General features: G+C 30.2%; 11 protein-coding genes. 4 read left to right on the top strand and 7 right to left on the bottom strand.

All coding sequences use genetic code 11. The features are described 5' to 3' along the window. Positions 1 to 65: 65 nt before the first annotated feature. Genes RPL90_RS01335 through RPL90_RS01345 form a run of 3 tightly spaced genes read right to left on the bottom strand, consistent with a single transcriptional unit; the run spans position 66 to position 2,045 of the window. Positions 66 to 812 (bottom strand): hypothetical protein, encoded by a 747-nt coding sequence (locus RPL90_RS01335; RefSeq protein ID WP_313541739.1) that lies wholly within the window; start codon positions 810 to 812, stop codon positions 66 to 68. Continuing rightward, positions 809 to 1,681, bottom strand: a complete 873-nt coding sequence (locus RPL90_RS01340; RefSeq protein ID WP_313541742.1) for an ABC transporter ATP-binding protein — start codon at positions 1,679 to 1,681, stop codon at positions 809 to 811. Before RPL90_RS01340 ends, RPL90_RS01335 begins: the two co-directional genes overlap by 4 nt. Continuing rightward, on the bottom strand, positions 1,674 to 2,045 hold the full coding sequence (locus RPL90_RS01345) for a GntR family transcriptional regulator (protein WP_313541745.1): 372 nt from the start codon (positions 2,043 to 2,045) through the stop codon (positions 1,674 to 1,676). Before RPL90_RS01345 ends, RPL90_RS01340 begins: the two co-directional genes overlap by 8 nt. A gap of 311 nt (positions 2,046 to 2,356) precedes the next feature. Between RPL90_RS01345 and RPL90_RS01350 the strand changes: the two genes are divergently transcribed. Then, positions 2,357 to 2,602, top strand: a complete 246-nt coding sequence (locus tag RPL90_RS01350; protein WP_313541773.1) for a winged helix-turn-helix transcriptional regulator — start codon at positions 2,357 to 2,359, stop codon at positions 2,600 to 2,602. Between the two features lie 449 nt (positions 2,603 to 3,051). Here RPL90_RS01350 and RPL90_RS01355 read toward each other — a convergent pair whose 3' ends face one another. Together RPL90_RS01355 and RPL90_RS01360 are read right to left on the bottom strand one after the other, a co-directional pair. After that, a complete protein-coding gene (locus RPL90_RS01355) occupies positions 3,052 to 4,425 on the bottom strand; it encodes an LLM class flavin-dependent oxidoreductase (RefSeq protein WP_313541747.1) in 1,374 nt (457 codons plus the stop codon). Between the two features lie 59 nt (positions 4,426 to 4,484). After that, positions 4,485 to 6,002, bottom strand: a complete 1,518-nt coding sequence (locus RPL90_RS01360) for a BCCT family transporter (RefSeq protein ID WP_398573841.1) — start codon at positions 6,000 to 6,002, stop codon at positions 4,485 to 4,487. A gap of 564 nt (positions 6,003 to 6,566) precedes the next feature. Between RPL90_RS01360 and RPL90_RS01365 the strand changes: the two genes are divergently transcribed. Next, positions 6,567 to 8,033, top strand: a complete 1,467-nt coding sequence (locus tag RPL90_RS01365; protein WP_313541753.1) for an Msr family ABC-F type ribosomal protection protein — start codon at positions 6,567 to 6,569, stop codon at positions 8,031 to 8,033. Positions 8,034 to 8,273: 240 nt separating this feature from the next. On the opposite strand, the gene RPL90_RS01370 is transcribed toward RPL90_RS01365, so the two are convergent. Then, a complete protein-coding gene (locus RPL90_RS01370) occupies positions 8,274 to 9,134 on the bottom strand; it encodes an alpha/beta fold hydrolase (protein WP_313541756.1) in 861 nt (286 codons plus the stop codon). 119 nt (positions 9,135 to 9,253) lie between these two features. Between RPL90_RS01370 and RPL90_RS01375 the strand changes: the two genes are divergently transcribed. Further along, a complete protein-coding gene (locus tag RPL90_RS01375; protein ID WP_313541759.1) occupies positions 9,254 to 9,823 on the top strand; it encodes a CGNR zinc finger domain-containing protein in 570 nt (189 codons plus the stop codon). Between the two features lie 599 nt (positions 9,824 to 10,422). Next, a complete protein-coding gene (gene isaB, locus RPL90_RS01380) occupies positions 10,423 to 10,932 on the top strand; it encodes an immunodominant staphylococcal antigen IsaB family protein (RefSeq protein ID WP_313541762.1) in 510 nt (169 codons plus the stop codon). A 232-nt stretch (positions 10,933 to 11,164) separates the two neighbouring features. Here isaB and RPL90_RS01385 read toward each other — a convergent pair. After that, the coding region (locus RPL90_RS01385) for a transglycosylase family protein (RefSeq protein WP_313541776.1) at positions 11,165 to 11,317 on the bottom strand (153 nt) is incomplete at its 5' end.

Consider the following 11,317-nt stretch of genomic DNA (forward strand, 5'->3'; position numbering starts at 1 on the left):
CGTACTTTATGTCATAATCTTTGAGCAATCTATTATGACAGCATGAAATGCTAAAAAGTTTAAATTTAATTTTCGGAAATAATCATTGATGTTTCGATTCTCGTATTAATCAAGTAATGTAGGAACGTAAATATAAATACAATGATCAGGCCAAATAAAATTGGATAAATTGGAAATAGATGTAAGTTATGCACATTATGGGTGTTACCAAGAAGAAAACCTAATTTATGAATAATATTTATATTAAACATATTGATTATACTAACTATAAATATTACTATAAAGCCGATCAGACCAAATATAATCATTTTCATAATTTTAGTTATCAGACTAAATAATGTACCTAATAACATAGCAAATGAAGAAATCATTAAAGAAACAACAAATATCAATACTAAGTACAGTGAGTGATTTAATATGGATGAATGGAAATAATGACCATATAAACTATAAAATTGATTTATTATATGAACGTTTGGAATAAATGAAACGATGAATTTTAATATTTGCGAAGTAGTAATACATATAATATTTCCTATAATCAAGGTGAAAAATGTTGATAAAAACATTGTCTTTCTAGAAGCCCCGTTCTGAAATAAAAAACGCATACATGTTGTACTTGTAAAAAATATAGCTAAGGCGCTATAAATAGAAAACAGTATTTCTGGTTCCCAAATACCTAACTTGTCATCACTAGATAATGAAAGCAAACCGGGACCGACTAAGGCAAAGACGATATAAAAAGCACCAATAACACTTAGTAACTTTAAATAGTATTGAAATTTAAAATTAGTTGCTGCCCTTAATTTCATATTTTCACTCCTTCTTCTCTTGTTAAATAAACGAATAATTTTTGTAAATCAAAAGATTCAGTATCAAAGTTATTTGGTATTTTAGTGTCATCACGATTATTATGAATTAATATGGAAGCATAATTACCTAGATAATCCCCACCTAAAATTTTCAAATTATTTTTATCTGCAAAGTCTTCAACTTCACTTTTCTCTCCACGAATAAATGAATATTCACTGTATAAATCCTCAAGTGACTTTTCCAAAAGAATTTCTCCGTTATTTAATATAATAATTGATTCTAAAATATTGCTTATTTCTTCAATTAAATGTGTGGAAATAATAAAAGTACGGGGATTGTCTGCATAATTCTGGATTAATGTTTCATAAAATAATTTACGGTGAACTGCATCTAAACCGAGTACAGGTTCATCTAAAAATATAAATTTACAAGGTACACATAGGGCAATAATCAGTTTACATATTGAACGATACCCTGTGGACAAACTTCCTATTTTTTTATTTACATTAAGTTTAAATTCATTGGACAATTCATGCGCTAATGTAAAATTGAAGTCTCCAAAGAAAGCCTTTGTCCAATTAAAGATTTTTTTAACAGTCATATTTTTATCATATAAATCAACTTCGCTCATTAAGAATATTTCATTTTGAATTTTTTCATTATTTACTACCGACGTATTATTAAGCGTGACTTCCCCTGAAGTACTATAAATACGATTGTTAATTATATTAAGCAAAGTACTTTTACCAGCACCATTGTTACCTAGAAGTCCATAAATTTTATGTTCCTGAAAGTCTAAATTTATATTTTTCAAGGCTTGGTAATTTTTATAACTTTTATTTAAATTCCGTATTTTTAATTCATTCATTATTAAAAGCCCTCTCTATTAAATTGATTATTTCTGTATCGGTAAAGCCTAAATATTTTGCCTCTTGCACCATTGGTAAAATTTGCTTTTCGAAAAAATGATTTTTCCCTTCATCTGCAATACGTTGTTTGGCCCCAGGAAGTATAAACATACCTATACCTCGCCTTTTTTCTATAATTTTTTTAGCAACTAATAAATTCATGCCTTTTAAAATAGTAGCTGGATTTATATTAAAAGTACGAGATATTTCGGTAGTTGATGGGATTTGTTCACCTTCTTTAAACACACCTGTTAGTATCGATTCTTGAATCTGATCAGATACTTGTGCATATAATGGCGTAGCGCTATCAAAGTCAAATTGCATAAACTCACCTCATAAGGTATTTGGTTAACTAGTTATGTAACTAACCATAAGACATAAGTCTAAAATTGTCAATATGTATATTTCAATTGTTTTTTATGCCACATGGTTTTAGTAAGATGCCTCTTGAGTATAAGAAACTAAAATTTCATAATAAAAAGCACTAATATATAACGAAAGTAAAACTACATTAATAATTTTTACTATTATGTCTAGGGCATTAATACAATATGTAGTAAATTACTTAGAATTGGCCACCTAATTCGATAAAAATTAAGTTAGAAGATTTATGTGAATACTAATGAAAAAATATAATTGGTGGAAAATGGAAACTTATGATTATATGGGAGCTATTAATTGAAGAACCATTACGTTTAAATCAAATTGAAAAAGCTATTTCAACTGCACATCAATGTGTATTAATTAATCAGCTAAAGGAACTGGAAAAAGACGAGCTTGTGACACGCACAATTAATCCAATAATGCCACCTAATGTAGAATATAAATTAACTGAGTTAGAAAAATCTTTAAAACCATTAGTAGAAGAATTATATAAATGAGGCGTGTACTAATATAACTATGAAGAAAAATGACTTAATAGTAATTGTAGTGGGATATAAATCTACCTAAGAATATAGAAAAATGCTTCAATATTAAATAAATATCGTGAACATCGCTTGAATTATAAATAAATGCAAAAAAGGCATTATCAGAAGAACTTTCCGCAATGGCATACAACCGATAATGCCAATGTAAAATTTAATGCGTTTGTAGACCAGCAAATAATGTTTCTACTTTAAGATCCCAATTCTAATAGCAATAAACTTTAAGTCATTTATCACCTTAATAGAATAAAACAGAAAAAATGACATGAACGATTATTTTAATATCATTCATGTCATTATCAAAATATATTTATTTAATGACTCACTTTCAAAAAAACTAAAATACTTCTCAGAATTAAACAAGGAGAAGTTAAATCGCAACTCATTTCTAATTCATTATTAATTTAAATGATGAAGCTACGCTTATTTTTAGCAGGATGTGTATCTTTAATTCTGGTATGATTTTTCCCATATAAATTTTCTCTGAGTGTTTGTCCCTCATATTCATTTCTATATAATCCTCTTCTTTGCAATATCGGTATCACTTCATCTATTAACTCTTCAAATGTACCTATTCCATAACTTTGCGTAATATTAAAGCCCGCAGCACCGCCTTCAACTGCCCATTGTTCAAATTGATCAGCAACTTGTTCTTTTGTACCTATAAACTTAACGGCGCCATTACCAATAGCATGATTTTTTATTGCTTCTCTAAAAGTCCACTTGTGATTAGGATCTTGTGCATAATGGTCGAGATCTACTTGAATAGCATCTGTGTTTAGGTCCTCTACATACGCATCAGGGTCAATTGAAGATAAATCAATACCGGTGTGACCGCTGAGTAACGTCGCTACACCTTCATAACTTACATATTCTTTTAATTGTTCATGCTTTTCATGTGCTTCGGCTTCAGTAGCTCCAATGATAGGTAACACCATAGGAAATACAAGAATATCTTCGTTATTTCTACCATATTCCTTGGACTTTGCTTTCATTTCATAAATATAATCTTTTAAAGCATCTAGCGACCTGTGTTTTGTAAATACCGCTTCTGCGTGTTTAGCTGCAAATGCTTTTCCGTGCTTAGATGCGCCTGCTTGAAAAAGTACTGGTGTTCTTTGTCTAGAAGGTTCAACCAAATGTGGTGCTGAAATATCAAAGTATTCCCCTAAATGATTTATACTATGAACCCTACTTGGTTCTGAATAAGTATCTGAACAAATATCTTTTACTACAGCATCCTCATCCCAACTATCTTCCCACAATTTATACGAAACATTTAAAAATTCATCTGCACGTTTATAACGCGCTTCTTTAGATAATCTCTTGTTTAATCCTAAATTTTGAGCTTCTGTTTCTAAATATGATGTAACCACGTTCCAACCAATGCGACCGTTAGTTAAATGGTCCAGTGTTGATAGCTGCCTAGCCAAACTATAAGGTTGGGAATAAGTAGTGGATATTGTAGGTGTAAAACCAATGTGCTTTGTGGCTGCTGCCATCGCTGAAATAACGACAGTTGGATCATGTGATGGCAACTGAACTGCATATTTTGCAGCAGTATCATACGAATTATTATAAACATTATATGTTCCTAAAACATCTGCGATAAATATAGAATCAAATTTACCCTTTTCTAGTGTTTGAGCAAGATTAATCCAATAATTTAAATCAACATGATGCTCTCCTATATCTTTTTCGTGTTTCCATAATCCAGAAGAATAAGGGGATGGTGAATTTTGAACGAATCCATTAAAATGTATTTGTTTTTTTGTCATATTCATGACTCCTTTGGATTTAAAAGTAATAACTATATAAATTTGAATATTCAGAAAAATTAATCGTCATTATACTCTTCTTTCGATTCTTGTCGAAGGACCTTAAAAAAAGAAAATATCATCAAAATTATAATAAATGAGAAAGGTAAAGCTGTAATAATCATTATATTCTGAATCGATTGCATACCACCGGTATAAAACATAATAATCGCTAATAGTGATAATATGATGCCCCAACTAATTTTAACGATACCTGGGGGCGTGATCGACCCTTTTGTTGTTAACATACCTAAAACATAAGTGGCAGAATCTGCAGATGTAATAAAAAAGATTGCTACTACAATGATTGTTAAAATACTTAAAATAAAGCCTAGTGGAAAATGTTCTAGCACACCAAACGTTGCAGTCTCTGTATCAAAGCTAGATATCTTAGCAATGTTATGTTCTTGTAAATATATTGCTGAAGCACCAAATACTGCAAAAAATACAAAACATATAAATGATGGAACAAGTAGCACTCCTAAAATAAACTCTTTAATTGTACGCCCTCTGGAAATACGTGCGATAAATATACCTACAAAAGGTGACCATGAAATCCACCATGCCCAGTAAAATATTGTCCAATTTTTCATCCATGAAAATTGTTTATCACTTGGATTTGTTGTTAACTTCAAACTCATACTAATAAAATTTGATAAATAGTTACCCAGTGAATCAGTAAACATATTCAATATGTAAAGTGTTGGGCCCACTAGAAATACTGCAATGAGTATGACGACTGCAAGTAACATATTTATATTACTTAAATATTTAATTCCTTTATTTATACCAGACCAAGCTGAAGCTGTGAAAATAAGCGTTGCCAAAATGATAATAATTGTTTGGATAAATAAGTTTGAAGGGACATTAAATAAGAAATTTAATCCTTGGTTAATTTGGGCTGTACCAAATCCGAGTGTCGCAGCAACACCTGTTACTGTTGCAATAACGGCTATTATATCACTTAGATTACCTATCACTTTTTGTGAAATACCTTCACCAAGTATAGGTTCCAACATTTCGCTTACGAAACCAGAATATCCTTTATGAAAACTAAAATAAGCGAAAATTAAAGCTACAATGCCGTATACAGCCCAAGCATGTAAGCCCCAATGAAAAAATGAATATTGCAGGGATGTTTTAATTGCTTCTTTTGATCCTTCTGGATGCTCCGGTGTTAATACAAAAGCATCACTGATTGGTTCAGCAGTTGTCCAAAAAACTAATCCCATACCCATACCAGCACAAAACAACATAGAAAACCATGAAACTAACGAAAATTCTGGCTTCTCTCCTTCTTTGCCTAACGTAATTGAACTGTAGTTTGAAAATAATAAATATACGCACAAAATTAAAAAAGATACTATTAAAAGCAAATAATACCAACTAAAATTGATAGCAATGAAATCGGTTAATGCTGTTGTTACTATTTCGAATTGTTTATTGAATAAAGCCCCAAAAACAATAACGGTAATACAAAAACTAAGAGATATGATAAACACAAAATTATATTTTAATTTCAAGATGACTCCCTTCATTTTTTAATAATTGAATTGCAATAAAATAAAATCAACTATTCCGATTGGTATAGTATGAATTAAAGATTATAATATTCATAATGCTATGTCAATATCATTATGAATATTTATTTACATCAACGATAATTATCAGAAGTTGTGTCCATTTTAAATTGTTATCTCAACAATACAGTTTCTTAAAATTAACTATTATGAATGCTTTCAATACTATTTTGCTACTAAGCTTTTTTAAGCCAAAAAGAATTATTCTTACATTGTAATAAAAACAATAGAATGTTATGGTAAAATTACTATTTTATTAAGGAGGAATGATTAAAATGACAGCTTCTATGAGACTTAAGCAAGCCTTTTTGAATACAAAATCAAATTAATTCAAAAAGGCTTGTCCGCAATGCATTCTCATAGGATGAAGTATGTCGTTTTTTATCCTTCGCTTGGAAAACACTTTAAATACTAAAACAGCGCAATCATTTTTTAGTATTGAAGTGTATTGTGCATGAGACGGGAGTAGCCTGTCTCATTTTTTGCGTACACGTCCTTTAAGTATACAAGGAGTGTATAAATATGGAACAATATACAATTAGATTTAACCAAATCAAGCATAAATTAACAGATTTAAGATCACTTAGCATTGATCATCTTTATGCTTACCAATTTGAAAAAATAGCCCTTATTGGAGCTAATGGCACTGGTAAAACAACATTGCTAAATATGATTGCTCAAATAATAACACCAGAATCCGGATCGATTGAAACTCATGGTGCTATTCAATATTTCGAACAGTTGAACATGAATGTCCAAAATGATTTTAACACGTTAGACGGGAGTATAATGAGTGAACTTCGTCTTCCCATGCATACGACTGATCATATGAGTGGTGGGGAAAAAGCAAAATATAAATTGGCTAACGTCATATCAAATTATAGCCCAATATTACTTTTAGATGAACCTACAAATCATTTAGACAAATTGGCTAAAGATTATCTGAATGACATTTTAAAATATTACTATGGTACTTTAATTATAGTAAGTCATGATAGAGAGCTAATAGATCAAATTGCCGATACTATTTGGGATATACAAGAAGATGGAACAATAAGAGTGTTTAAAGGTAATTATACGCAGTACCAAAATCAGTGTGAACAAGAACAGATAGAACAACAGCATCAATACGAACAATATATAAGTGAAAAGCAAAGATTGTACCAAGCTAGTAAAGCTAAACGAGATCAAGCGCAACAAATGTCCCAAGCATCATCAAAACAAAAAAACAAAAGTATCGCACCTGATCGTTTAAGTGCTTCAAAACAAAAAGGAACAGTTGAAAAAGCTACCCAAAAACAAGCCAAGCATATTGAAAAAAGAATAGCGCATTTGGAAGAAGTTGAAAAACCACAAAGTAATCATAAATTTAATTTTCCACAAAGTAAGATATATGATATTCATAATCATTATCCAATCATTGCGCAGAATTTGACGTTAGTAAAAGGTAAGCAAACAATACTGAAACAACTGCGTTTTCAAATACCCTATGGGAAAAATATAGCTCTCATAGGTGCTAATGGCGTGGGTAAGACAACTTTACTTGAAGCTATTTATCATCAAGTAGATGGAATTGATTGTTCTCCTAAATTACAAATGGCTTATTATCGTCAACTTGCTTATGAAGAAATGCGTGACATTACTTTATTACAATATTTAATGGATGAAACTGATTCATCCGAAGCATTCAGTAGAGCTATATTAAATAACTTAGGTTTAAACGAATCACTTGAACGTTCTTGTAAAGTTTTAAGTGGTGGCGAAAGAACAAAGTTATCGCTAGCAATATTATTTTCCATGAAAGCCAACATGTTAATTTTAGATGAACCAACAAATTTTTTAGATATTAAAACATTAGGCGCATTAGAAATGTTTATGAATAATTACCCTGGAATTATTTTATTTACATCACATGATACAAGGTTTGTTGAACATGTAGCCGATAGAAAATGGCAATTAACAGAACAATCTATCTATGATATAACTTAAAAACTAAAATCTGCCATATATTGAATATTTTTTGGATTTTATAATAAAAAAAATAGCAATAGTAGCATAATAACCATTTCCATTATTTTTAATACAGTTCAATTCAATATTTTCTTATTAAATGTCCCATTAAAAGAGACTCCTTATTGAATAAGGAGTCTCTTAAGTATATTCAAGCATCAAATTTATATATTTGTGTGATTTTATAGTTCATAAATAAAAATTCACACTACACTTTGATTACTTTAATCTTGTAGCTAAAAAGTTTTTTATTAAAAATGCGCTTGTTGCAAGTTCTTCTTCTAACGGAAAGTGTCCTGTATTCAATAAATGCACTTCACAGTCTTCAACATCTTTTTGAAATCCTAAGGCTCCTTTAGGTCCAAAAAACATATCATTTTTACCCCAAGCTACTAGTGTAGGAGGTTGATAAGTTCTGAGATAGTTTTGCCATTCCGGATATAACTCTATATTTTTTCTATAATCATAATATAAACTAATTTGTATTTCTTGATTGCCTGGTTTATCTAAATTTTTTTGATCCATGTTCCACCCATCTGGGCTTATAGTATTAGGGTTTCTGGTACCATCAATATATTGATATTTAGTAAAATCAGCTTTTAATAATTTTCTTAATTTTTCTTTGTTTTCATTTGTCGGATTTTCCCAATACGCTCTGACAGGATCCCAGGCTGCTAATAGCCCTTCCTCATATGCATTGCCATTTTGACTTATAATTGATTGTATTTTATTTGGTTTTTTAGTTGCTAATATAAACCCTATTGGCGCGCCATAATCATGAACATATAAGCTAAACTTTTCTAAAGATAATCTTTCTACAAACTTATTAATAACATTTGCAATATTTGCAAAGGTGTAATCAAATTCATCCATATTAGGTTGATCGCTATTTCCAAACCCTGGATAGTCTGGTGCGATTAGATGATACTCATCTTTTAGTTCTTCAATTAAGCCTCTATACATGTGCGATGAAGAAGGAAATCCATGTAATAATAAAATAGTAGGATTTTGTGAATTACCAGCCTCTCTATAGAATATGTTTATGTCGTCAATGGTTATATTTTTATAAAATACTGTCATTTTTAAGCCTCCTTATTATATAACTCCTAAAAATAATTTTACAGGTTATATCATAACTCAAATTATCTAACTTGTAAAAACAATTTTCAACGGTTAATATAAATATGTGAGGTGACAATGTGAATAAAGAAAAGTTAAATATTGGTGGAAGAACTTGGATTGATCTAGTTAATACGAGATATGTCGAAGGAAATAAAAAAGTGGACTTATTTATTAGTACATCACATTTATGGAATTGGCTAATAGAAAATAACATAATAGCGAAAAATACAAATGAAAATGTTATAACAGAGGAATTAGTTTCTTATATAAAGGAATTAAGAAAACTGTGCGAAGAAGTTTTAATTAGCGTTCAAAGCGAAGAAGAAATTCCACAAGTCATTAAAAATAGAATAAGTAAAATTATAAATGATACAAATATTACTATTAATTTATTAGACAAAGCTAACAATATGGATTTAGTCTATACTGGTAAAACGATAAAAGATAATATAGGATATATTGTTATTAATGATTTAATTGATACGTTAAATCATTATGACACTAATCGACTTAGACAATGTTATCATGAAAACTGTATTTGCTATTTTCTTGATACATCAAAATCTGGAAAAAGAAAATGGTGCGATATGGAAACATGTGGCAATAGGAAAAAAGCAACCAAACATTATCAAAGACATAAAATTTGATGATACAATATGAATTGCGTTTGACACACATATAATAATTCGCTTGCTAATGACAAATTAGCCACTTTATTAATACAATTATTTTGTCTAATTAAGGTGTATTAACAATGAGCGTCATTTTACTCACTGTTAATCAAAAAAGTTAACGCTATTAAACAGTCAGCCAATTAAAGGGGGAGCGGGACAAAAATCTTATTTTTATAAGAAGATTCTGTAGTCCCACCCCGGCAAAGATGACTAGAGTTGAAAGCAGCTTGATATAAGCGCATTTTCAATATAGTCATCTACTGCCCATATAAAAATAGAGCCTGAAGACAATATGACGCGGTGACCCCAAATTAGGGGTTCAGTGCCATGATGTTCCAGGCTCTATTTATTATATCCAATCATCAAATGTTACTAATATTAAAATGGATAAATTACGTTCCAAACTTTCGTAAAAGTTATAAATACATATGCCTTATTAGTAAACTTAATACCCCCCCATTCCAAGGGATCATTTGCATCAAATATTTAAATATTACACTTTTAGTAATATTTCTGTTATATTGTAACTAGATTGTAACATGAATCAAAATTATTATTTGGAGTGATACAATATGAACAAAATTGCCAAAGTTTTTGTAGCAAGCACGTTTGTTTTTGGAACTGCACTAGGTATAAATGCTTATAAAGAAGACGTATCACATAATGAAGCGCAAGCAGCAACAACGCAATCTGGGTTTACTTATACTGGATATACGTCAAAAGGTGGAGACTTCGTATTAGACCAATCCTTTTATAATGGCCTAAAATCTGGAAATATAGCGTTCAATGGTATTAAAGTTAATAGCAAGTATAGTGCTGAGACTAGTAGTAAACAAATATATGACCAAACGTTTCAGCAAGTAGACGGTAATAAAGCGAACAATGTCACTTTTGATATACAAAATAAAGCAGTGAGTTTTAAAGATATGCGTGTACAATATGGCGAAAATTTTGAATATCAGCCGCCATTAAATGGTAATAAAAAATCAACAAGCGAAGGTAATTTTGGATATAAAGTAGGTAATGGTAATATTGTTTTCCATGTTAGTGATGGTTATGTAACAAGCGCTACGGTTTCTTAATGTATTGTATTAACAGCAAATACGATGAGATGTATTAGCAAATCTAAATGATACTGCTATCTATTGAGTTTCATATTCCTAAAAACTAAAATACTAGAATCAATTCATGCATGGCATTCATAAAATTTGTCTATGCTTAAATAACATAAAACGCACCCTTCATTAAGCGAAGGGTGCGTTTATTACCTTATAGGAACTTATTCATAGATTCTAGGAATTAATTTTCAACTATTTATGCAGTTACCCACTGTGAAGCGCCTTCTGTGTCATATAATTTCTGAGCTGCTTGGTCTTGAACTGATTCAGGTGCTTCTGTAGGAGATTTACCTTGATATTCTGACGGTGCTACAGAATCCCATGTAGTTTGTAGGAATTGATATTTACC

The sequence above is a fragment of the Staphylococcus kloosii genome, assembly GCF_032139365.1.
GTDB lineage: Bacteria > Bacillota > Bacilli > Staphylococcales > Staphylococcaceae > Staphylococcus > Staphylococcus kloosii_A.

Excerpts from the sequence above, each read along its gene's own strand:
- RPL90_RS01345 (WP_313541745.1), bottom strand. The coding sequence starts at position 2,045 with ATGCAATTTGACTTTGATAGCGCTACGCCATTATATGCACAAGTATCT.
- RPL90_RS01360 (WP_398573841.1), bottom strand. The coding sequence starts at position 6,002 with ATGAAGGGAGTCATCTTGAAATTAAAATATAATTTTGTGTTTATCATA.
- RPL90_RS01340 (WP_313541742.1), bottom strand. The coding sequence starts at position 1,681 with ATGAATGAATTAAAAATACGGAATTTAAATAAAAGTTATAAAAATTAC.
- RPL90_RS01370 (WP_313541756.1), bottom strand. The coding sequence starts at position 9,134 with ATGACAGTATTTTATAAAAATATAACCATTGACGACATAAACATATTC.
- RPL90_RS01355 (WP_313541747.1), bottom strand. The coding sequence starts at position 4,425 with ATGACAAAAAAACAAATACATTTTAATGGATTCGTTCAAAATTCACCA.
- isaB (WP_313541762.1), top strand. The coding sequence starts at position 10,423 with ATGAACAAAATTGCCAAAGTTTTTGTAGCAAGCACGTTTGTTTTTGGA.
- RPL90_RS01365 (WP_313541753.1), top strand. The coding sequence starts at position 6,567 with ATGGAACAATATACAATTAGATTTAACCAAATCAAGCATAAATTAACA.
- RPL90_RS01335 (WP_313541739.1), bottom strand. The coding sequence starts at position 812 with ATGAAATTAAGGGCAGCAACTAATTTTAAATTTCAATACTATTTAAAG.